24 protein-coding genes are annotated in these 22,557 nt (G+C 42.1%); 8 read left to right on the top strand and 16 right to left on the bottom strand.

Annotated features, from left to right (window positions below):
• Positions 1-127: 127 nt before the first annotated feature.
• The 3 genes from prfB to ACM0OR_RS12690 all read right to left on the bottom strand — a co-directional run bounded on the left by prfB (position 128) and on the right by ACM0OR_RS12690 (position 2,309).
• Positions 128-1,244 (bottom strand): peptide chain release factor 2 gene (gene prfB, locus ACM0OR_RS12700; RefSeq protein ID WP_323268908.1). Its coding sequence is split into 2 segments (ribosomal slippage): positions 128-1,171 and positions 1,173-1,244, totalling 1,116 coding nucleotides; the frame shifts between segments, so codons are not numbered across the junction.
• Entirely contained in the window at positions 1,170-1,361 is a 192-nt protein-coding gene (locus tag ACM0OR_RS12695; RefSeq protein WP_414576551.1) for a hypothetical protein, read from the bottom strand. The genes prfB and ACM0OR_RS12695 overlap by 75 nt, the downstream gene beginning before the upstream one ends.
• A gap of 219 nt (positions 1,362-1,580) precedes the next feature.
• A complete protein-coding gene (locus ACM0OR_RS12690) occupies positions 1,581-2,309 on the bottom strand; it encodes a Bax inhibitor-1 family protein (protein WP_414576496.1) in 729 nt (242 codons plus the stop codon).
• A 673-nt stretch (positions 2,310-2,982) separates the two neighbouring features.
• Between ACM0OR_RS12690 and ACM0OR_RS12685 the strand changes: the two genes are divergently transcribed.
• Positions 2,983-3,768 (top strand): RNA polymerase sigma factor SigF, encoded by a 786-nt coding sequence (locus tag ACM0OR_RS12685; RefSeq protein WP_323268890.1) that lies wholly within the window; start codon positions 2,983-2,985, stop codon positions 3,766-3,768.
• Positions 3,769-4,054: 286 nt separating this feature from the next.
• Positions 4,055-4,798: a DsbA family protein gene (locus ACM0OR_RS12680; RefSeq protein ID WP_414576495.1), complete on the top strand. Its 744-nt coding sequence runs from the start codon at positions 4,055-4,057 to the stop codon at positions 4,796-4,798.
• A gap of 148 nt (positions 4,799-4,946) precedes the next feature.
• Here ACM0OR_RS12680 and ACM0OR_RS12675 read toward each other — a convergent pair whose 3' ends face one another.
• From ACM0OR_RS12675 to ACM0OR_RS12650, 6 genes are all read right to left on the bottom strand, one after another.
• Positions 4,947-5,318 carry a hypothetical protein gene (locus ACM0OR_RS12675; RefSeq protein ID WP_323267289.1) on the bottom strand — a complete coding sequence of 124 codons (372 nt, stop codon included), beginning with the start codon at positions 5,316-5,318 and terminating at the stop codon, positions 4,947-4,949.
• Positions 5,319-5,398: 80 nt separating this feature from the next.
• Positions 5,399-6,559: a glycosyltransferase gene (locus ACM0OR_RS12670; protein ID WP_414576493.1), complete on the bottom strand. Its 1,161-nt coding sequence runs from the start codon at positions 6,557-6,559 to the stop codon at positions 5,399-5,401.
• A 54-nt stretch (positions 6,560-6,613) separates the two neighbouring features.
• Positions 6,614-7,618, bottom strand: a complete 1,005-nt coding sequence (locus ACM0OR_RS12665) for a GDP-mannose 4,6-dehydratase (protein WP_414576492.1) — start codon at positions 7,616-7,618, stop codon at positions 6,614-6,616.
• 365 nt (positions 7,619-7,983) lie between these two features.
• Positions 7,984-8,604 (bottom strand): heme-copper oxidase subunit III, encoded by a 621-nt coding sequence (locus ACM0OR_RS12660; protein WP_323267292.1) that lies wholly within the window; start codon positions 8,602-8,604, stop codon positions 7,984-7,986.
• A gap of 81 nt (positions 8,605-8,685) precedes the next feature.
• Positions 8,686-10,404 carry a cytochrome c oxidase subunit I gene (gene ctaD, locus ACM0OR_RS12655; protein WP_414576491.1) on the bottom strand — a complete coding sequence of 573 codons (1,719 nt, stop codon included), beginning with the start codon at positions 10,402-10,404 and terminating at the stop codon, positions 8,686-8,688.
• A gap of 254 nt (positions 10,405-10,658) precedes the next feature.
• Positions 10,659-11,741: a cytochrome c oxidase subunit II gene (locus ACM0OR_RS12650; RefSeq protein ID WP_414576490.1), complete on the bottom strand. Its 1,083-nt coding sequence runs from the start codon at positions 11,739-11,741 to the stop codon at positions 10,659-10,661.
• 403 nt (positions 11,742-12,144) lie between these two features.
• Between ACM0OR_RS12650 and ACM0OR_RS12645 the strand changes: the two genes are divergently transcribed.
• A complete protein-coding gene (locus tag ACM0OR_RS12645; protein ID WP_414576489.1) occupies positions 12,145-13,083 on the top strand; it encodes a COX15/CtaA family protein in 939 nt (312 codons plus the stop codon).
• Between the two features lie 314 nt (positions 13,084-13,397).
• A complete protein-coding gene (locus ACM0OR_RS12640) occupies positions 13,398-14,342 on the top strand; it encodes a heme o synthase (RefSeq protein ID WP_414576488.1) in 945 nt (314 codons plus the stop codon).
• 151 nt (positions 14,343-14,493) lie between these two features.
• Here ACM0OR_RS12640 and ACM0OR_RS12635 read toward each other — a convergent pair whose 3' ends face one another.
• Together ACM0OR_RS12635 and ACM0OR_RS12630 are read right to left on the bottom strand one after the other, a co-directional pair.
• On the bottom strand, positions 14,494-15,303 hold the full coding sequence (locus ACM0OR_RS12635; protein ID WP_414576487.1) for a lysostaphin resistance A-like protein: 810 nt from the start codon (positions 15,301-15,303) through the stop codon (positions 14,494-14,496).
• A 243-nt stretch (positions 15,304-15,546) separates the two neighbouring features.
• Positions 15,547-15,981 (bottom strand): AbrB family transcriptional regulator, encoded by a 435-nt coding sequence (locus ACM0OR_RS12630; protein WP_190703592.1) that lies wholly within the window; start codon positions 15,979-15,981, stop codon positions 15,547-15,549.
• 1,368 nt (positions 15,982-17,349) lie between these two features.
• Between ACM0OR_RS12630 and ACM0OR_RS12625 the strand changes: the two genes are divergently transcribed.
• Positions 17,350-18,336, top strand: a complete 987-nt coding sequence (locus ACM0OR_RS12625) for a succinate dehydrogenase/fumarate reductase iron-sulfur subunit (protein WP_414576486.1) — start codon at positions 17,350-17,352, stop codon at positions 18,334-18,336.
• 211 nt (positions 18,337-18,547) lie between these two features.
• Here the strand turns inward: ACM0OR_RS12625 and ACM0OR_RS12620 are convergent, their stop codons facing one another.
• From ACM0OR_RS12620 to psbX, 4 genes are all read right to left on the bottom strand, one after another.
• Positions 18,548-19,072: a Tol biopolymer transporter periplasmic protein gene (locus tag ACM0OR_RS12620; protein ID WP_323267298.1), complete on the bottom strand. Its 525-nt coding sequence runs from the start codon at positions 19,070-19,072 to the stop codon at positions 18,548-18,550.
• A 106-nt stretch (positions 19,073-19,178) separates the two neighbouring features.
• Positions 19,179-19,739 carry a hypothetical protein gene (locus tag ACM0OR_RS12615; RefSeq protein WP_323267299.1) on the bottom strand — a complete coding sequence of 187 codons (561 nt, stop codon included), beginning with the start codon at positions 19,737-19,739 and terminating at the stop codon, positions 19,179-19,181.
• Between the two features lie 54 nt (positions 19,740-19,793).
• The gene (locus ACM0OR_RS12610) at positions 19,794-20,711 is read right to left on the bottom strand and encodes a Ycf66 family protein (protein ID WP_190703602.1); all 918 of its coding nucleotides are present in this window, start codon (positions 20,709-20,711) and stop codon (positions 19,794-19,796) included.
• A gap of 213 nt (positions 20,712-20,924) precedes the next feature.
• Positions 20,925-21,044, bottom strand: a complete 120-nt coding sequence (gene psbX / locus ACM0OR_RS12605; protein ID WP_237988577.1) for a photosystem II reaction center X protein — start codon at positions 21,042-21,044, stop codon at positions 20,925-20,927.
• A 322-nt stretch (positions 21,045-21,366) separates the two neighbouring features.
• Here psbX and ACM0OR_RS12600 point away from each other — a divergent pair, with 322 nt between their 5' ends.
• The 3 genes from ACM0OR_RS12600 (at position 21,367) to ACM0OR_RS12590 (ending at position 22,210) form a co-directional block, all read left to right on the top strand.
• A complete protein-coding gene (locus ACM0OR_RS12600; RefSeq protein ID WP_414576484.1) occupies positions 21,367-21,660 on the top strand; it encodes a YggT family protein in 294 nt (97 codons plus the stop codon).
• 155 nt (positions 21,661-21,815) lie between these two features.
• Positions 21,816-22,046, top strand: coding sequence for a DUF433 domain-containing protein (locus tag ACM0OR_RS12595; RefSeq protein ID WP_323267301.1), 231 nt, complete (start codon positions 21,816-21,818; stop codon positions 22,044-22,046).
• Positions 22,043-22,210 carry a DUF5615 family PIN-like protein gene (locus tag ACM0OR_RS12590; RefSeq protein ID WP_414576482.1) on the top strand — a complete coding sequence of 56 codons (168 nt, stop codon included), beginning with the start codon at positions 22,043-22,045 and terminating at the stop codon, positions 22,208-22,210. Before ACM0OR_RS12595 ends, ACM0OR_RS12590 begins: the two co-directional genes overlap by 4 nt.
• On the opposite strand, the gene ACM0OR_RS12585 is transcribed toward ACM0OR_RS12590, so the two are convergent.
• A partial coding sequence (locus ACM0OR_RS12585; protein WP_414576480.1) for a GUN4 domain-containing protein occupies positions 22,191-22,557 on the bottom strand: 367 nt, incomplete at its 5' end. The genes ACM0OR_RS12590 and ACM0OR_RS12585 overlap by 20 nt on opposite strands.

Raw genomic sequence — 22,557 nt, 5'->3', positions numbered from 1 at the left:
TTTATATATATAAATGTAACAGTTTGCCAGGATTTATATCGCCAGATTAGTCAAGTTCGGGGAATAGAGGGGGACAAACCAAGCCAAAATTCAAAAATTTTTGATTTGGTTTGTCCTCAGTCCCCCATTACACTGATTCTACAAGCTGGTTTTCCTGACGTAGATAGGCTTGGATGAACATATCTAGGTCACCGTTCATGATGTCAGCGATCGCAGTTGTTTCCGCATTGGTACGCAAATCCTTTACCATCTGGTAAGGGTGGAAAACATAGTTACGGATTTGGTTGCCCCAGGAAGCTTCCACCATATCACCCCGAATGTCAGCAATTTCTTGAGCGCGTTGTTCTTGGGCTATCACTAACAACTTGGCTTTAAGGCGGGCTAAGGCTTTCTCTTTGTTTTGCAACTGGGAACGTTCTTCTGTGCAGCGCACAGCCAACCCTGTGGGCAGGTGAACTATCCGCACAGCTGTTTCTACTTTGTTAACGTTCTGTCCACCTTTACCCCCAGAACGAGTTGTGGTGATTTCCAAATCCTTGTCAGGGATATCCAACTGCACTTTACTATCTATCTGCGGCATCACCTCCACCCCAGCAAAACTGGTTTGGCGTTTACCATTGGCATTAAAAGGTGAAATCCGCACAAGGCGATGTGTACCTGTTTCAGAACGTAAATAGCCGTAGGCGTAGCGACCTGTAATTTCTAAGGTGGCTGATTTAATCCCAGCTTCGTCACCTTCTGACTCTTCAGCTAGAGCTACCTTGTAACCATGCGCTTCTGCCCAACGTGTATACATTCTTAACAGCATAAATGCCCAGTCTTGAGCATCTGTACCGCCAGCCCCTGCGTTGATGGTCAATACTGCCCCTTCTGCATCATAGAGGCCAGACAACAATTGTTGCAATTCCCACTGGTCAAGCTCACGATTCAGCTTGGTGATGGTAGATTCGGCCTCTTTTAATAGTGCCTCATCCGTTTCCAGTTCCAAAAGCTCAACAACTGCCCTAGTATCGTCCAAACTGACGTGCCATTGATGATACTGTTCTAGGTGGGCTTTCAGGTCATTGAGTTCTTGGAGCGTTTTTTGAGCTGTGTTTTGGTCATCCCAAAATTCTGGCTGTGCGGCTATTTGCTCTAGGTCATGAATTTTGGCTTTTAGTGCAGGTACGTCAAAGATAGTCCTGGGTCTTACCCAGGCGACTAGACAACGTTTCGATTTCGCGTTTAAGTTCTAATACGTCCATTGTGCTGGCTTGAAGTAAATCGATAAATTTTGAGATATTGGTATTTATTGTATTTGAATTTTTGATTCTAGCTGTAATTGGTCGCAAGATATATTCACGGATAATATTGCTTGCCATAGGCTGTCAATTTTTCGAGAAATTTTCTCAAACGCTTAAGACTAATTGATAATTTCAATGCTTGAAGGTGTAAAAGTCAAATATGTTAATGGAAAGCTTATATCTTCAATCACACCATAGGCTGTCACTGCTGCTAGGTCATAAAAAACCGTAGTTGCTGATGCTGTTACTACGGTTTATAAATCTTTAAGTTTTTATACCTAATAATTGCATAATTGCTTAACGACGGCCATTGATGGCAATCAGCAAGCGCAAAATAAAGATGAATAGGTTGATGTAAGTCAGATACATCGACAAAGCCGCAGGCAGATATTGGTCATCGTGGTAAGTACGGGGCAAGATGTAAAAATCAACAACTGATGCCCCAGCAAAAAGAAATACCCCTAAACCGGAAATGGCAATTTCTAACCAATTAGGTGTGTAAACACCAAACAAGGCAAAGACAAATTGAGTCAGACAGACCACCACCAAGGCGATAATGCCAAGAGAGATGGTTTTAGTCAAAGCCATACCATCTTGTTCTGAGAGATTTGAACCAATTGGACGGGCAACTATAAAGGTAACTCCACAACCAAGGGCTGCTAAACCAATGCCTTGAATACCAACACCTTGAGTTTTCAAAGCCACAAACACTAAACCACTCAGGGTATATCCCGACAACAAGCTGTAGGTAGCTAAAAGTGGCAATGCTAGACTCTTGTTACCTTTTTGAGCAACATTCTGGGCAATAAAAAACAGTATTAACTCTAGAATTACTGCACCAATAAAGGTAGGGAAGAAAATTTCGGGGTTATTACGGATAATACTCAGACCACCGTAAGTTCCCAATGCTGTAAGTATTAGACCACCACCCACATAAGGCAGGGCATTGGCAATGACATTGGGGCCTATTAAGGTGTGAGACTGGGCTTTACGGAAAGCTTCGCGAAAATTGCTGGTATTACTCATATGGCAAGACTAATTTTTTAGAAAAACTTCCTGATTATTCTTATTCTTACCCATATTTAATTTTTTTAGCCAGGCAGAAAATCTGTAAATAATTTTACCTATTTGGCTGGAGCATTGATTTCATCGTAATCATAAAATCTATCAGCAATATATAGCAGGTAAGCTGTACCAGATTTAATTTGCACAGATCATTTAGCTAAATTCTTTAGCAGGACTTATTTTCATTCTTTTGATTTTTAATTTTTGACCGATACCTATTTTAGATTGAAGAAAAGCTGATTTTAGATTTTTTTGGTTCATGCCGGACTAACGTCACGCTACGCTAACGCCCCTTGTGAGTGAAACAAATCCAAAATTCAAAATCCAAAATCCAAAATTCGTTTACTTGCTTGGTGGGCTTAGTCAAGTATTTTTCAGTACAAATAACTAGCTTTGTTGCGAAAAATAAACTTTGTTAAAAGAGTAATTGCTATTTAAAAAAGCAAAACAGCCTGCAACAAATAGGCAATATAAATCATGCGTAAAAATACGGAATGGTGGAGATGTCCCACCAATAATTTCAGTGAAACGACGATGGTTTAATCAGCCTTGTCTAAGGAAAATAATTACAGATTTAAAGAGATACGCAGCTCCATTTTGGCAAAAAAAGGAGTTACAAACAAGGAATTTTTATATGACAGCAAGTGAGTCCTCTATGCAAATTGATGGTATGGAGTTATTGCACTTATACCACCACAATCCTTCTATTAAACTTCGTAATCAACTAGTTCAGTTACATACTGGATTAGTGAGAAAGATGGCTCACAAATTTAGTCATCAATGTAATGAACCTTATGAAGATTTAGAACAGATTGGTTATTTTGGTTTAATCAGGGCGATTGAGCGTTTTGATCCCAGCCAAGGATACGCTTTTAGTTCCTTTGCTGTACCATATATTCGCGGTGAAATGCTGCATTTCTTGCGCGATCGCAGTACTCTATTAAAGATACCCCGCCGTTGGCAAGAATTGTACAACGAAGGACAAAAAGTCCGTAAAGAGTTGGCAGTGTCTTTAGGTCGTCCTCCCAAGGATTCAGAAATTGCTAAGGAACTCAAGGTATCTGTACAAGAATGGCAAGAAACCAAGTTAGCAGCCCAAAATCGGATGCCTTTGAGTTTAGATGCTACAGCCGTTCACTATGTTGATTGCCAAATTACCTTGGGTGAAGCACTTCCTTGTCCCCGTTCTACAGCTTTGCAGCAACAAAACGAAGAACGGCAACAACTGCAAGGGGCAATTAATATGTTAGAAGAAAAGCCCCGCCAAGCTGTGGAAATGGTATTTTTAAAAGAATTGTCCCGTAAGGATGCCGCCAAAAGTATTGGTACTAGCCCCATGACAGTAACGCGGTATTTGCAAAAGGGAATTCAAGATTTAATTGGTTATTTACAACCACAAGTAGTACCAACAGGGTCTTGAGAGTGCTGAGTTGTGTTAGCGGTAGCGCGGCGTTAGCCGGTGCTGAGTGCGGAGCGTAACGTTGAGCAGTATGTTGTTAGCGGTAACGAGGCGTGAGCAGGGTGCTGAGTTGTGAGTCAAAGAAAGATAGTATTCAAGCTAAAACCCCACAACTAGGGCATGAAAATCTCTCTTCCCCATTCCCTCTTTTCAGACTTGATTAATTACGAATTACGAATTACGAATTACGAATTGGTATTATTCCAGGGAATACTTAGGGAGATGTTAATTTATCCAGTATTTTGCTATGGGTCACTTCTTTCGCTATTTACCCACCTACCTAATACTCAGCTTACTTTGTCTAGTCCTAAGCTGGTCATTCCCTGCACAAGCGGTTACTTATCCTAATCCTCAACTAGAACAGCAAGTCTTAGACGTCCTCCGCAAACACCCAGAAGCAATTATTGAATCTGTCCAAGCATATCAGCAGCAGCAACAACAGCAAATTAATCAATCACGACAGGTATTTTTAGAGGATTTGCAAGCTAATCCCGAAGCGGTGATTGCAAATTCCCCCACAATGGGAACGATACCAGCAAAAAACGTGTTAATAGAATTTTCTGATTTTCAATGTCCCTACTGTGCTGAGGCGCATAAAAAATTGCAGGATTTGTTAGTCAAGCATCGAAATGAGGTGACATTAGTTTATAAAAATTTACCTTTGCCCACTCATTCTGAAGCCCTATCAGCTGCAAAAGCGGCTTGGGCTGCAAATCAGCAGGGCAAGTTTTGGGAATATCATGATGCTTTATTTACCAATCAAAAGCAACTTGGAGACAATTTGTATTTAGATATTGCCAAGAAACTAAATCTAGATATGGAGAAGTTTAACAGCGATCGCCTACTTGCCGAGCCAAGCATTAAACAAGATATGCAGCTAGCCCAAAAATTGGGGGTCCCAGGTACACCTTTCTTTGTAATGAATGGTAAAAACTATTCTGGGGCTGTACAGCTAACAGACATTGAGAGTAAATTAGGTAGTGCTACTTAAAAAATTTAACTGATCGCGCCTATTCCTCTCCATCTTCTCTATGAGACGCAAGATAGAGAGGAATTACGCATGAGTAACGATAATTCAATGATTTGGGTTGGGTATTGGCATAAGAAATAGGGGATGGAAACCTGACTGATTCCCCAATTCAATCTTCTAATTGCTGACTTGGTATTTCTACTGCTGTGACATCGATTGTCCCTTCTGGTGCGAAGCGTTGAAAATGACCTTGTTGTACTGTTAGTTGTTCTCCACAGTTAGGACATTGCAATTGGCTCTTATTTAAACCTGTAAATTCATATGCACAGACCGGACATTTATCAGCCACTAAGTTGCGTTCCAACCACCAGCGTAAACCGAAAAACGCTACTACAGGGGCTAGCAATAGCAATCCAAAAAGAATCACTAACGAATTCACTAACCAGCCCAAACCCAAAGAAGCCAGCAACCAAGTAATTGCTAACAGTGTCAGCAAGGGACGGAGATTCAAAAGATTCAGTTGAGAATTGTTAAGCCGCATTTTTAAATATTATCTTGCTCTTTATCTAGGATAACGAGTTTAGTTATTAGTTACTCTCCCCTGTCCCCTGTCACCTATTTCTAGTCAAGTAGAGACAAAAGTTGCTGTTGCAAGGCAGCTTGACCAAAATTAGCGATCGCTTGTTCTCTTAGCCATTGTCCATCACAACGCTGATCTTCTCCTTGAAGAATTTCTATACAAGCTGCGGCTACAGCTTCTGGGTTACGGTGGGGGACTTGCCACCCGACTTTACCATCTTGCAAGGGGTCAGCAGATCCATCATTATCGCCCGATAATACTGGGATGCCACAGGCCATGGCCTCTAGATAAACAATGCCAAAACCTTCTTGAGAAGGCATGATATAGGCATCAGCGAGGCGGTAGTGTGCTATTAACTCTTCTGTGGGTACAAAACCAGCAAAGATGACGCGATCGCTTACACCTAAATCTTGGGCTAGCTGTGCTAATCGCGGTTGGTCATCGCCACGACCGATAACTAAATATTTTACTTCTGGGAAAACCTGCAATATTTTAGGTAGGGCGCGAATTGTCACATCTACACCTTTATATATATCTCCTGACCACAATCGCGCCACGGTCATGATGACCTTAGCATCCGTTAAGCCGTATTTCGTCACTAATTCGGGTAGCTTTGCACCGGGAGTAAATCTATCCCCATCAATAGCACAAGGTAGCATTTTTACCTTATGAGGATCTATACCATTAGCAGCACAGGCTTGATCTCGACTGTAGCGGCTAATTGTCCAAATGTCGTTGGCTGCGGCTAATGCCCGACGTTCTCGTTTTGGCAGTGCTTCCCAAACTTCCTTACCGTAGGTGAGGATGGTGTAAGGAATTCCCAAAGGTTGGCAGAGGGTTTGGATGAGTGCAGCTAGTTTAATATGACCGCAGAAAACCCGTTGGGGGCGTTTTTGCAATAAATACTTAAGTAACGCCCCAGCCATTGTAATTCTACCTATCTGGGGCGACTGATTTTTAAAGTAATGAAATTTTAAGTGATCGCACTCAAACGGATTTGAACAATTAGGACTATCGCGCAACAAAAATACATCTGCTTGATAACCTGCACCCAAGCCTGAATATGCACGAAAAATATCCTTCACATAAGATTGAATGCCGCCTTCCAGTGCAAAAATCTCTAAGAAGACGAAAACATGATTAACTTGTTGACTGAAATCTTCACCTAAATTAGTTTTTTCTGCCACCGGATCAATTAGCATTTATATTCTTGTTGTACATACAGTGCAGAAGTTAAGAATGTCATCAAAGACACCCTACTCTACTAGCAGTTGTTTGCTAGACACTTCAGCTATTTTACCGTTTTGTAATCGCTCTATATCTGTTTGTACCATTTGCTCCAAAAGTTTCTCAAAGCTAATTTGCCCTTCCCAATCTAAATTCTTTTTCGCCTTAGTGGGGTTAGCTACTAGTTGGAAATGCTCGTCTGTTCTCAGTAAATTAGGATTTATGACTACGTGATTTTGCCAATTTAATCCTACACATTCAAAAGCTATAGATACTAGTTCCCTAACGCTATGTAGTTTACCTGTGCCAATTACATATTCCTCTGGCTCGTCAACTTGTAGCATTAACCACATAGCTTTTACGTAATCACCGGCAAAACCCCAATCCCGTTTAGCATCAAGACTACCCATTTCCAGTTTGTCAGCTAAACCAAGCTTGATTGATGCTGCGGCTAAAGAAACTTTACGGGTAACAAATTGTGGCGGACGTAGAGGCGATTCATGATTGTACAAAATGCCACTACAGGCAAATAGACCATAGCGTTGACGATGATGCACCATTGTCCAATGAGCGTGTAGTTTGGCTGCTGCATAGGGATTTTTGGGTCTACAGGGGGTTTCTTCATCTTGAGGAGAACAGAAAACATCCCCAAACATCTCGGAACTACTAGCTTGATAAAACCGGGTAGATAAACCTACTTGTCGGACTGCATCTAATAAGCGTGTAGCAGTCCCAGTAATTAGGTCTAGTGTTCCTAATGGATCTTTCCAAGAATCAGGGACAAAACTAGGTGCAGCCAAATTATAAATTTCTTGGGGACGGAGTTGTTCGACTGCATTCAAAATTGCGGTGCTGTCTCTTAAGTCCACAGTGTAGATTTCCACTTTGTTAGCTAAGTCACCCAACTTTGCTAAATTTGGTTGTCGGTGTGGAGATACCAATCCCACCACTCTATAACCATGCTTGAGGAGTAAATGGCTGAGATAGTAGCCATCTTGACCAGTAATTCCGGTAATTAAGGCTGTTTTAGTCATATTTTCCTGTCTCCTCTAGCAGTATGAAACACCTACTGTGCGCGATCGCAAAATTACTGATAAGAACTTTGTATACATTTGCCAACCCAATCAACCGAACTAAGCATAAAAGTTCTGACCAATTCTAACAAAGTAGTTACGATCACTCGTATGCAAACCTGACTATTATGTAAAATGACTTTTTATACAATCAATCAAAGTACACTCAAACATAAAATAATATTTTCTTCTCTGTGTCTCCGTGTCTCTGTGGTAAAAAAGTCTATTTTCAACCTAAAGAATATCTACAGAGCAATAAAAAAACCCCCATAGGGGGGGCAGAATTTTTAGTTGTCCGCGTGGAGTGAACAACTAATAAAGAATACCTACAGTAAATACAGTAATCCGAACAAAATAATCCAAATCACGTCAACAAAGTGCCAGTAGATTTCCGCAGCTTCCACACCGAAGTGTTTTTCGTTACTGTAGTGACCAGGAGTGCGCGATCGCCATAACACAGCCACAATCGCTAAAACTCCGATAGTTACGTGTAAACCGTGGAAACCAGTCAACACATAAAACGCACTAGCAAACAAATTAGTCGTCAGACCAAATTCTAGATGCGTATATTCGTAAACCTGTCCTACCAAGAAAATCGCACCCATTGCGGCAGTAATTGCTAACCAGGTACGCATACCCTTCGTATCATTCTTTTTGATAGCAGTATCAGCATTGTGCATGACAAAACTACTAGCAATCAGATTGACAGTATTCACTCCAGGTAACAATAATTCTAAGTCTGGTGTACCTGCTGGCGGCCACGCAGGTAAAGTTGAACGGAAAGCTAAATAAGCTCCGAACAACCCCATAAAAATCATCCCTTCAGCAATCAAGAAAACAAATATCCCAAACAGGCGATGATCGGGATGTTCTTCATGATGCTCAACCGCCGCCGCGTGGTGATGATTCAGTTCCGTTTTCGCTGGGTCAATAGTTTGACTTTGCATGAATTTTGACAAGTGTGAAGTGTGAATATATTGGGGATGGGGGAGAGGGAAGAAATTCTCCCTCGTCTCCTCTGTTTCTTCTTAGGTTCTAGTCTCTACATCCGACTCAATGCTAGGGTATGGCTCATCGAGATCAGCCCTGAATACAGGATTCTCAGATGGAGATACATTCGCGGGTGCGTGTTTTACCCCATAGTCGTAGGGGCCTGTGGTCAAGACTGGGAGAGTTTCAAAGTTCTCAATTTCTGGTGGTGAGGTGGTCATCCACTCTAAGGTAAGAGCTTTCCACGGATTATTGCTAGCTTTCTCGCCGTACAACCAACTCCATATAGCGTTGATGATGAAGGGGAAGGTGGAAACAGCTAGGATGTACGAACCATAAGTACAGATTTCATTTAGCAAGGTAAATTTGGGGTCGTACTGAGCAATCCGGCGATTCATCCCCATTAAACCTAGCTTGTGCATGGGTAGGAAGGTCATATTCAAACCCACAATTGTCAGAGCAAAATGTACTTTACCCCAAGTTTCATTAAACATCCGTCCCGTCATTTTCGGAAACCAGTGATAAATGGCTGCGAAAATACCCAGCACGCTACCACCAAACAGCACATAGTGTAGGTGTGCTACTACAAAGTAAGTGTCGTGGACGTGAATATCAAAAGGCACAGCTGCCAACATTACACCACTAATCCCACCAATTACGAAAGTCCCGACAAAACCCATAGCAAACAGCATGGGACTGTTGAACTGGATTTTGCCACCCCACATCGTCGCCAACCAGCTGAAAATTTTAATCCCTGTAGGTACGGCAATGATCATGGTGGTGATCATAAAGAACATCCGCAACCAACCAGGAACACCACTGGTAAACATATGGTGCGCCCAGACAATTAGCCCTAAAAAACTGATGGCTAACGATGAGTAGGCGATCGCTTTATAACCGAAAATTGGTTTACGGGAGTGAATGGGAATAATCTCTGAAATTGCACCAAAAAACGGCAAAATCATGATATAAACTGCCGGGTGAGAGTAAAACCAGAACATATGCTGGTAAACTACCGGATCACCGCCACCAGTCGGGTTAAAAAATGTCGTTCCTGCTAATAAGTCAAAAGCCAGCAGAATCAAACCGGCTGCTAAAACTGGTGTTGAGAGTAAAACCAACGCCGAAGTAGCCAGCATCGCCCAACAAAACAAGGGCATTTGATGGAAGCCCATACTGGGAACACGCATCTTTAGCAGGGTGACGAGAAAATTAATCGCCCCCAAAATCGATGACGTACCCAACAGCAGGACACTCATAATCCAAATTCCCTCACCTACCTGTCCTGTCACCAAACTTAAGGGAGGGTAGGAAGTCCAACCGGCTTCGGCTGCATCCCCGATGACTAAACTAGCAACCAGCAACAAGCCGGCTGGGGGGATCATCCAAAAAGCTACAGCATTTAGCCTAGGGAATGCCATATCTCTAGCCCCAATCATCAGGGGAATTAGATAATTAGCAAAACCTGCCCCGGCTGGCACAATCCACAAGAAAATCATGATTGTGGCGTGCAGTGTAAATAGGCTGTTGTAGAGTTCTGGACTCACAAAATCTACTTCTGGAGTTCGCAATTCTGTACGCACCAAGTCAGCTAAAACGCCGCCAATGCAGTAAAAAATGAACGACGTGACTAGATATTGCAGTCCAATTACCTTGTGATCGGTATTGAAGCTAAAGTAGTCTTGCCATTTTCTGACCCCTGGTTCTGGAATATGAACAGGGATGTTGGCAGTTTCTTGTAACTGAGCTTGTGTCATGGTTAAGAGTCAATAGTCAATGGTGATTAGTCAGTAGTTATTGGTTATGGCTTTGGACTGTGGACTGTTGACTATTTAACGCGATGTGCAACTTATTTTTGAAACCCCTCTCCAAACCTCTCCCCTGCAAGGAGAGAGGCTTTAAATTTTGCTCCCCTTCCCTGTCTCCGACACGCTGCGCGTTGGCGTAGCCTCTCGAAGAGAATGTAGGGAAGGGGTTGGGGGTTAGGTTTGAGAGAAAGTTGCACACGGCGTTATTTATGAATGTGATGTAACATTTCTGGTTGAATTCCCATGTCTTTGGTATAAGGTGCGAGGAATTCATCTGGAGTTAGGTTAGCTGGGTTGACAGCAACGGCTTCCTTAAGAGTGTTATTATTCGCAACTAACTGCTCTTGCATCCATTTTTCAAATGCTTCGGGTTTCTCCACTACCACCTGTGTTCTCATCGCGCCGTGGTAGGGGCCGCACAGTTCAGCACAGATGAGAGTATAATCACCTTCAACTTTCGGTGTAAAGCGGAGTTCGCTTTGTCTACCAGGGATCGCATCCTGTTTCAGCCGAAATTCGGGGACCCAAAAGGCGTGAATCACATCATTAGCTGTCATATTAATTTGCACCTCCCGACCAATGGGAACGTGCATTTCCCCAGTGGTAATACCTGTTTCGGGATAGGTAAAAATCCAAGCGTATTGTAACCCGGTGACGTTAATTTTTAACCCAGGTGGTTTGCCGACATTTTCAGGGCTAGCCCCAATGCTAGGAGATACACTACCTACACCGGGAGCATCCCGCTTTTGAGGAATTTGGTCAGCATTGCGGACTGCGGCTGTTGCTGGGTCTTGCATCGCCTCATCAGATTTCTGCTGATTAAGATTGGGTGCAGTGCTAGGAGGCGTATCATTTAAAGTTGCAGCGATCGCCGCTCCAGGCATTGCCATCGATTCCTGCATAATGGGAGATTCATGGACGGAGTGGGGATCAAATCCACCGATGTCATTATAAACTTCAAAGCTATAGACAGAAATACCGATAACTATAATTGCGGGGATCGCTGTCCAAAGTATCTCTAAAGGTACATTACCCTCAATTGGGGGGCCATCTTCATTATCACCTGCCCGGCGACGATATTTAACTGCACAGTAAATTAATACACCTTCAACAATCAAAAATATACCTGCTGAGACGGTCATCATCGTATTAAAAAGACCATCTACTAGCACGGCTTCATCCGAGGCTGCTGTTGGCAACAAACCGTGATTTTGACCGTACCATAGGCTTGTTAGGGTTAGCCCGATACCAATTAATAATGTCCAAATGGAACTTGGGATTTTCACGGCTCACTTAAATGAATTAATGACGTTATCTCGAAGCGACTTACTTACTAAGGTAATCTAGGCTATTAGATATTGACCCGAAAGGTCTGAAATTTTTATTAATTTTTTCGAGTATTTTCCTAATCTTGAGTAAAAGAGATTTATTACATACTTTCCAGAGTAGATATCAAAAATTAGAAAAATTTAAGGAAAATTTAGCAAATGAAATGGTATTGATAATAACCAATTGCTGACAACTTGAAAAATACCTAAAGCTTCTGGCTAGCAAGGGCAAAAGTGATTCAAATTATTAGAAGAAAGCCCATCAATAAACCTTGGTATATACGCTAGGGTGGATATGGGTCGGTATGAAAATTACAAATTTTAAGAAGTTCTACCAAAAAGTGGGCAGAAGGTATTGTTCATGAGCGAATTTGTCCTAAAACAACAAAATGAAGCAGCAACAGAGCAGCAAAAGCCCAAGGAAGTAATTCGTCGCCTCGTGTGGAAAATGAGCATAGCCACCTTGATTTTGATGGCTATAGGCAGTGCTACCCGCGTGATGAATGCTGGGCTGGCTTGCCCAGACTGGCCACTTTGCTATGGAGAACTAGTACCAGCCAAGCAAATGAATCTCCAAGTGTTTTTGGAGTGGTTTCACCGTTTGGATGCCAGTTTAATTGGCATTAGTGCGATCGCTTTGTTTGGTTTATCCTGGTGGCATCGCCAGGCGTTACCCCGTTGGCTACCTTGGGCGGGGACATTTGCCCTGTTTTTAATCGTCTTCCAAGGGATTCTGGGCGGACTCACCGTTACTCAATTGTTACGATTTGATATCGTCACAGCCCACTTGGGGACAGCGTTATTGTTTTTCATTACCCTACTGATTATTGGCATGGCTCTGACTCCCTACCAGGGAACAGGCAACGTTGGTAAACTGCCTTGGGTGGGTTTAACAGCCGCGATTTTAGTTTATCTGCAAAGTCTATTAGGTGCTTTGGTCGGCTCTCGTTGGGCGTTACATCAGTGCTTTGGTGGTTCTCAACTGTGTGGCGTGATGTATAGCCACATTTTCGGCTTAGTACCGCCTACAGTCGCAACTTTAGCCGTAGTGTTGATTTCCTGGCGTACACCAGCACTACACCCAGCTTTGCGGAAACTAGCTAATATGGCAGGTGGGTTGTTAATTTTACAAATCTTGTTGGGATTTGCTACCTTCCGATTACATCTACAAGTCGAACCTCTGACTGTCACTCATCAAGCTGTAGGTGCGATACTTTTAGGTGTTTTGGTGGGTTTTACAGTTCTCGCACTCCGCGACTGGGCTGCAAACGGTGAGATTGAGGTGATAGGTGACAGGTGACAAAAGAGCAGAAGAGACAAGACATAATTTTTTGACTTTTGACTTTTTTCTGCCCAATCCCCATGTTGGTAATGAACTACTGACACCAGAAAAGTATGAAACAGTGAGGAGGAAGGTATCTGAGCGAAAAAGCAGGAAGCGTTTTCTCCTTCCACCCATCGCTGGCAGACTTTCTCACTACGAAATGAAGCTCAAAACTCTACTCCCTGCCTTTTAACTCAACACTCTCTACATGGCAGTAGTAAAGGCAAGGATTACCAATCTAGAGCAATGGCCGCACATAAGTTCTTGAAAAAAAAGGAATTAAAGCAAAAATGATCGAGACTAATGTCTCTCGCCACCACGAAACCTTTCTTCAGGTAGTCCAAAGCTATTATCAGCTTACTAAACCTAGAATTATTCCATTGCTACTAATTACTACTGCCGGGAGTATGTGGATTGCGGCAAAAGGCGCAGTAGACCCTTTGCTGTTGTTAGTTACTCTGGCTGGTGGGACTTTAGCCGCAGCTAGCGCGCAGACAATTAACTGCATTTATGACCGGGATATTGATTACGACATGGAACGGACGCGTCATCGTCCCATGCCTTCTGGGAGGGTACAACCGCGTGATGCCCTGATTTTTGCGATCGCCCTAGCAATACTTTCTTTTACCCTCCTCACCGTATTTGCTAATCTCCTAGCTGCTTCCCTAGCATTCTCTGGCATTATTTTTTATATTTTGGTCTACACCCATTGGCTAAAGCGTCATAGTACCCAAAATATTGTCATTGGTGGCGCGGCTGGTGCAATTCCGGCTTTAGTCGGTTGGGCAGCCGTTACAGGTACTTTAAGCTGGGCTGCATGGCTAATTTTTGCGATCGTCTTTCTGTGGACACCACCCCATTTCTGGGCTTTAGCTCTGATGATTCGTGATGATTACGCCAAGGTGGGCATTCCCATGCTACCTGTAGTCGAAGGTGCTACAGTCACGGTGAAGCAAATTTGGTACTACACCCTGATTACAGTTGTAGCGACGATGTTACTAGTGTTTCCTTTACACGCTAGCGGGATCGTTTACGCTGCCTTCGCAGCTGGTTTAGGAGGATTATTTATCCGCAAGTCTTGGTGTTTGTTACACAACCCCGAAGACCGCACTACAGCTAGAAATTTGTTTCTCTACTCTATCTCTTACATGATGCTGCTGTGTTTGGCGATGGTGGTAGATAGTCTGCCCATTACCCATCGTGTGGTTAATGCGGTGATCGGTTTTATTGGTTAGAGCAATTAGCGATCGCGTTGGTAGATTTCAGGGCGCGATCGCATTTTTGTCAGTTCAAAAAGTATATTAATAAACGCAGAGGGAAGGCAGCGCGTTGCGGGGGTTTCCCTCGTTGTAGCGACTGCCCTGGCGCGGAAGTTCACGCACAGGTTTAATGAGAATACTTAGAAAATAACCAAAGAATCAAGCTCGTTCCTAAAACACAAATAATTCCCGCGACCCCGGCTAGGGGTTTTTTGTTTTTACCAGTCCACCACTCGGAGACTTTACCTGTATAAGTCACTAGTTCGGCTGTATCTATAGTAGCGATCGCAAATACTAAACCTGAATGTAATCCCCAAGCTATACCTAAGTTATTGCGATCGCATATTCTCGCCAAAACTAGCATCATTCCCAATAACCACAGTCCCGGTAGTTGGGGGATGGTTTCCTGTTGTTCCCAAACTAAATGTAAGACAGCAAAAATTATGCTAGAAACTGCTGCTGCTATCCATACAGAATAATCTCGCTCTAATTCCGTCAATAAAAAACCCCGAAATACTAATTCTTCTATCCCCCCAACCAACAACGCTATCAATAAAATAGATGGCAAGATAGATGCTATTTGCTTGATAGTTATTTTTTTAAAGTCGCACCAACCTAGCCAAAATTGACAGGTATACGAAATAGCTATAGTTAACACTCCTAACCCAAAACCTAGTGCTAAAGAGCCTAGCATGGCAAAATTAGCAGCAAATCCATAGTCTGAAAAAGAACTATTAGTTAGCCAAATAACACCCCAAACAATCAGAGGTGCTAATAGATACAATGAGACAATTAATGGTAATTTTTGCTCTGGCTGTAACGGTTTTATGGGTTGCCAATTTAACAGCCTGAGTAATATGAATGCAATTGGTAGCCAACAAACTATCCAAGCAATGAAAAATGCCATCACGACAACTATTACTGGTGCATCTTTCATAAATGCCAGTACATTGTTGATGGATGGCTGAAGGAAATTAGTCAAACTAAACAAAAAAATCACGATAAAATTCTTGCAGAGTAAACATCTTGGTGATTAATCAAGACTCTACCAAAATTGGTGACTTCTGCAAGGGGTCTAATCGTATTTTTGGGTTAGACAAAATTATTTAATTAGGAACACTAGTTTCCTCTGGTTTTAGGGATAAGTTACGGAAACTCACTCCCAGTACCAGAAAATTTTTTATTCTTCGTCTTCCAAATCTTCGTCAGCGTCTTCAATATCTACATCAGGTACAAGCTTCTTATCACTTTCACCAAGTTGAATCAAGTGAATATGTTTGTATCCTAGTCGGATTTCAAATTCATCACCTGGTTTTAAGCCCATTGCTTTGGTGTATGTAGCACCAATCACAATTTGACCATTTTGATGAACACTAACGCGATATGTCGGTTCACGACCACGACCATCTTTTGGTGCTTCTGGACTCAGAGGAATTCCTCTCGCCGATAGCAAAGCATCATAAAAATCAGTAAGATTGACGCGGACTTGGTTATTCTTAGTAACAGTGTAATAACCACACTGCTTGGCTCTTTCTCTTCGTGGTAAATTAGAAAGTTCTTTTACCTTTGCCAGCAGTGATTTTCCAGTTAAAGGCGCGGTTGCAGTTTCACTCATTATTCTTAAGTTTTCCTTACTCTCTCCAAACTGATAAATTATGTCGTCCTATTCCAGTATTTGACTTTTTAGCATTTTTACAAAGCTACTGGGGACTTCAAGTTAAAGGGTGAATTCCTGCTGATATTGTCCTCAAGCACCTCTATTATGGATGACCACAACAGATGAGAGGTCATGAGTTCCACAGGTATTAGTTTCGGTGATTTTACGGCATTTTAAACCATTATTCATGATTGGGAAGGCAATCATTTTTTCTTTTGGCCTTACCGTTACAAAGAAGTTATAGACCAAAGAAATTACAGGTTTTACTTTTGCACTGCCTACCTTTATAGCTTTTGAGTTCTCAGGTTTTACCTACTTTACTCTTGAGCTAAGGACAGCATCGTATTTAAATATGGTCTTACGGACATACACCCTTTTGTCCTACCTGTCGAGACATGAAATTTCTGTCTCTAGACTACAAAGAAACTAAACAGTGTTGGCTGTACTTGTACAGCGATTGATCCTGGTTTTGTTGCTTCGTAATTTTATATTAAATACTAGCATGGACTAATAATAGCAAAATAATTGTTTATTTTAAAATTTAACTTGCAAGTAAACTTATATCTAAATCCCCTAGCTCCTAGAAACAAAAAGCAGCAAGGATTTTATTTAGGGTTCATGACGAAGAGTGACTATTGCTGTATGACTTTTATAAAAATTAATCTAAATTCAGATGAGCAGTTTTGATGAGTAAGTTATATCCTTTGGTTATCTTGATTCAGCCCAGACAAAAAGCTCTGAGTATTACCCTCCTGGTTTATTGTCTTTAGAGAAAAAGGTCTGCTATTTTATGTACGTCTGTCTATGGGAAGAATAAATTTACTCACTTCTGCTGGAGACTTTATGCGACGATCAAATGTTTATTTTCAGCTTTAATGCTTCAATACAGACAAAAGATTTAAAATTTAGTAACTCTTTGGGGTGTTTTATGAATCTTTATGCTCTTAGATGTTGACTTCAAGATGTCTCATTAACCTCAAGAGCATTTATTGTATATATTTCGCCAATATAGAGGATAAACCTATATTCATTCCTGGTAAACCCCCCTTGACTGATCCTGCCAAACAGGTAATTAGAATAATACACTACAATCAATTTTTGCATCCGATCTGAGATGGCAATATAAATCTAGCTGATGGTCGTTCCACGACTGAAATTATCTTAGTTATCTTTAAACTAGAATCAGTCGCTCTTGAAGGATCAGCCTATTAATGCCAATCCTCGAATTAGGGGCAACAATATATATAGGTCACTTTTTGCAACCACCAGCCTTTACACAAGATTTTTTAGGCTGATGCAGCAATTTTAAGAATTTGGTTGGTAATCATGGAAGTTAATTTTAAAATCATTCGGCAACAGCAAAATTCTGCTGCTGTTGTGGAAACTTACCTTTTAGAGACAGAATCTAGCAATACCATTTTGGATTGCCTTAATCGCATTAAGTGGGAGCAAGATGGAACTTTAGCATTTCGCAAAAATTGTCGCAATACTATTTGTGGTAGTTGTGCGATGCGAATTAATGGACGTTCAGCTCTAGCTTGTAAAGAAAATGTGGGTAGTGAACTAGCAAGATTGAAAAATCCAGCCAATAATATTCCAGAAATCACGATCGCACCCTTGGGTAATATGCCAGTGATTAAGGATTTAGTCGTGGATATGAGTAGTTTCTGGAATAATTTAGAAGCGGTAACGCCCTATGTTAGTACCGCCGCAAGACTTGTACCAGAAAGAGAGTTTTTGCAAACACCCGAAGAGCGATCGCTTCTAGATCAAACTGGTAACTGTATTATGTGCGGTGCTTGCTACTCAGAATGCAATGCTCGTGAAGTCAATCCCGATTTTGTCGGACCTCACGCTCTCGCTAAAGCCTACCGTATGGTTGCTGACTTGCGCGACAGCGATACAGCCGATCGCCTAGAAAATTACAACGAAGGGACTAAAGGCGTGTGGGGCTGTACCCGTTGTCTATACTGCGATGCAGTTTGTCCAATGGAAGTCGCCCCCTTAGAGCAAATCACTAAAATTAAACAGGAAATTCTCAGCCATAAACAAGCTAGTGACAGTCGCTCAATTCGCCACCGCAAAGTATTAGTAGATTTAGTCAAAGCCGGTGGCTGGATTGATGAAAGACAATTTGGTGTACAAGTAGTTGGTAACTACTTTAAAGACCTCAGAGGGTTACTTAGTCTTGCACCGCTAGGATTACGCATGATTGCCAAAGGTAAATTTCCCCTCTCATTTGAGCCATCCGAGGGAACAGAACAAGTGCGATCGCTCATTGAAGCTGTGAAACAGGAGGAAGGGGAGAGGTGACAAATCAATTCAAAATTCAAAATTCAAAATTCAAAATTAAATAACTTGGGACTGGGGACTGGGGATTGGGGACTGGGGACTGGGGACTGGGGACTGGGGACTGGGGACTGGGGACTGGGGAGAAAACTAATCATTCATTACTCATTACTCAGCACTCAGCACTCAGCACCGGCTAAACGCCGCGCTACCGCTAACAGCACTCAGCACTCCCTCATCGTGGATCTTGAGGGACGTTTACAGGCTGCCCAAAACGGTCATAGACTGAAATATCCCATTGCCCGTTATTACTCAACTCAAAAGCAATCCTACTGCCATCAGCACTAATCGTAGGGTTGCGAACTTCTGCTTGTAGGTTGCCAGTTAAATTGCGTGCTTGCCGTGTTTCCCGATCATAGAGAAAAATAGCCGATCGCCCCTGACGGCTAGCAGCAAACACAATATAACGAGCATCTTCGGAAACACTGGGATGAGAGGCGATCGTATCTAAAGCATTTAAACCCGGTAATTCGATTAAATTACGCGCCAGGGTATCAAATAAATAAACGTCTTGGCTACCCCGGCGATCGCTAGTAAACACAATATATCTACCCGAAGTTTGCGGATTGAGTTCCGACGCAAGACTATTAAGACTCCTACCCCCTGGATCAAAAGGATAACTCACCAACCGAGGATAGCCAAAACAGCCAGTTAATAAGCCTGTACAAGCAAATATAGGAATAAAAATACGTTTATTCATTAGTCAGTTTAGTCATTAGTCATTAGTCATTGGTCAAAGTTTCTCTCCTTGTTTCCCTAACCCCTAGTTCCAGTCACTCTTCAATTTTGAATTTTGAATTTTGAATTTACTGTGGCGGATTCACAGTCGCACCATTGGGAATATCTAACTCAATATTCGGACCCCTATCGAGAACTTCAATATCCCACTGACCACGGGCGGCGGTTTCAAAAACTATATAACGTCCATCGGGACTGATAGCAGGATTTCTGACCCAACCGCGATAAGTTGGGGTGGCAATTTGTGATTGTTGTGTGGCGCGATCGTACAGTGCTACCACTGGTCTACCTTGGTCACTGGTCAGGTAAGCAATATAGCGTCCAGTGTAGCTGAGACTAGGACTTTCGATAATTGTTTCGCGTCGATTTAAGCCTGGTGTACTAATAAAACTTTGCTGTTGCAAATCATACACAAGTAACCGATGAGTATTATTACGATGAGAAATCAACGCCAAAAAGCGACCATTACCACTTAAAGCTGGTTGTTCTTCTGTGTAGCGACTATTAAGGGAAGTAGGGCCAAGAGGAATATCACCAGAGCCACAAGAGCCTAGCAAAGCGGTCAAACCAAAAACTAAGCTCCAATAAATTGGTTTTTGCAGCCAAAACTGAGAAGTAAATTTTTTCACCTCAGATATCTACTGTTTTCCGTCGCCTATAAGCTTACATCTATCCCGACCGCTTTATACATCCTCATAATCTGTAGAATTATCAGAATCTACATCTGATGAATCTATGGGTTTATACGGTACATAATCAGTTGGGATTGCTTCATCATCCTCTATCTGTCTGCGAGGATTGGTATCAGCAGGTGGACGACGTTTTCTTGGTCTGGGTGGCGTATCTTCGTTTACTTCTGAGCGAGGGGAAGTGTTATTACCCCGACGAGAAGGTTTTCTGGTTTCTCGGCTGGAACTTTCCCAATCATCAACTTCTTTATTAGAGGAAGAACTCCAATCTTCTTGTTCGTATCTTTCAGGAGTCCGATTGGATGGACGCGTAGGAGGACGGCGGCGCGAGGTTCTATCTGTCGTCGGCTCTGGTCTGTCGCTACTGGTGCGGCGTTCCCTGCGGGGTGGTTGCTCCTCATAATAGTCATCACGAGAGGAACGATCATCTCTGCTAGGTCGAATCCGGGCGCGTACAGGACGTTCTTCTTCTTCCTCCTCTTGATAAGGTAGTGGTTCATAGTCTGATTCCACTTCAGCTTCGTATCCGCTCCGTTTCCTGTTATACGAGTAATCTCTGCTCACCTCGCGCTCATCCACAATCGGAGTGTTACGTTTAGCTTGTTGAGTAGCAATACTCCGTAAGCGAATACTTTCAATAGCAAAAAATACAGTTGTCCCTACCAAAAGCAGTTGACCAAATTGCAAAATCGGGTCTAAACGCCATCCTTGGAAAACAAGAATGAACCCGCACAATAAGCCGACAGCCGCAAAAAAGATATCTTGATCTCTTGACAGTTCTGGACGCACGGTACGGAGAAAATACAGTGCTGCCCCAGCCACAGCCAGGAAAATCCCTAGAATACTGGCTGAGTTCGTCCCAAAATTTACCTGAGCCAGAACACTGGCTGAGTTCAGCCCAAAATTTAGCATTGTTCTTTATCCCAATATCAAATCTATGTTAACGAGCCACACTTAAAATCACTACTTTACGCAATCACAATATAATATTTAAGCTTCAAAGCAACTGGCAAAGAAGCTCTGAAGCTATTCACCCCAAGCTAAAAAAAGCTTAAGTCTGTCAGCAATAGGTCTAATAAGCTGACAGACAATCGTTTGAGAAAGTCGAACTGACTCCCTCAAACATTAGGAACGTTGGATTTTATCTTTTTGGCTGATGAAAATCAACCCAACTGTAGCAGGGATAACAACAATTAAAGTACCCCAACCTAGACTCCAAAGAAAATTTGATAAAGATGGTGTCATGGATCTCAACCTTTATTTACACACTTCATCATAATTCTAATGGTGTATCACATCCTTGAGAAGCCTATTGTGTTGAAAGGCAACAAAGAAAAGGGGACAGGGGACAGGGGACAGGGGACAGGGGACAGGGGACAGGTTACAGAAAATAGGGAAAACTAGATCAGCTTGAATGCAGTCTTGAGCTTAGTTACTTTTCGATACGCGCTAATAATTAACCGCATTTGGTTAGAATTTAAATAGAGAATGCTTTACAAAGCTTAAATTTTTCAGCTTGCGCCTTAAGTTTGTTCTCTGTTCACAAATAGTAGCTCAGATCAATTTCATGACTGGTGTTAACCTAACTGCTTGGATTCTTGGCCCTGTGCTGGGGCTAATGACGTTTTTGTTTATTTTTCGCATCATTCTTACTTGGTATCCACAAGTGGATCTGAATCGGTTGCCGTTTAATCTCATTGCCTGGCCAACTGAACCATTTTTAATCCCTTTGCGAAAACTAGTAACACCCATAGGCGGAGTTGACATCACCCCTATTATTTGGGTTGGGATTTTGAGCTTGCTGAGAGAGATTCTCTTAGGTCAGCAGGGATTAATCACCATGATGTCTCGTGTCAGTTAAAAATTGTGCATGGACATAAGTTTTCAGAACGCCCATGACGCGACGATGCTCCGCCCTGGCTTCGTCCACTATAAAGTGCAGCGTAGCTCATCGCAATCCAGGGAGAACTCACAAGCATTTGATGACAATTTTATTGAACACAGCCTGTAAAAAAGATGAGTTACCGCGAGATCATTACTATAGAACCCGACAAAAGAGGTGGAAAACCTTGTATTCGACGCATGAGAATCACTGTTTACGATGTTCTAGGTTGGCTAGCAGCAGGTATGTCTCACACTGAGATTCTAGATGACTTTCCTGAGTTGACAGAAGCAGATATCAGAGCTTGTTTAGAATTTGCGGCTGATCGAGAGCATCGTCTCGTTGCCTCGGTGGGTGTGTCTTGAAACTACTGTTTGATCAGAATTTGAGCCGTAAGCTTGTAACTCGAATAGCAGATATTTTTCATTATTCCAGTCATGTGCAGTTTCATCAACTGCAAGATCCGCTTCATCAACTTAATTATGCCGCGATCGCTTGTTATATCCCTTTTATAAACGCTCAAAAATAACTATAAAAATATCAAAATCAACATTACATTTGGCTAATTTGCCTGAGTGTAGCATATAAGCTACAGGGAGATGACCAGGGGCTGATGTTTTTAACGAGTCATACAAGTCAACATAGTACAACCAATCATCTTTTTTTCGCCAACCTACTAAATCACCAAATTGTTCAATAGCTTGATATTGACTAAAGTAAAACTGTTCTTTTTTTTGTTTATAAATATTCTCTAAAACTCGTTTTTGAACATTAAAGCCAAATCGTCCATTACTGTGTTTACTCCAGAGTTTATCTATGTTATTAGGACTTACGCATTGACAGAATAACAAAATAGTGAATTGATGAATATAGGTC

Origin of the sequence: Anabaena sp. CCY 9402-a, from assembly GCF_963920945.1 — a bacterium.
GTDB lineage: Bacteria > Cyanobacteriota > Cyanobacteriia > Cyanobacteriales > Nostocaceae > Trichormus > Trichormus minutissimus.
The sequence above is the reverse complement of the archived record's forward strand: the minus strand, read 5'-3'. Positions and strand labels throughout refer to the sequence as shown.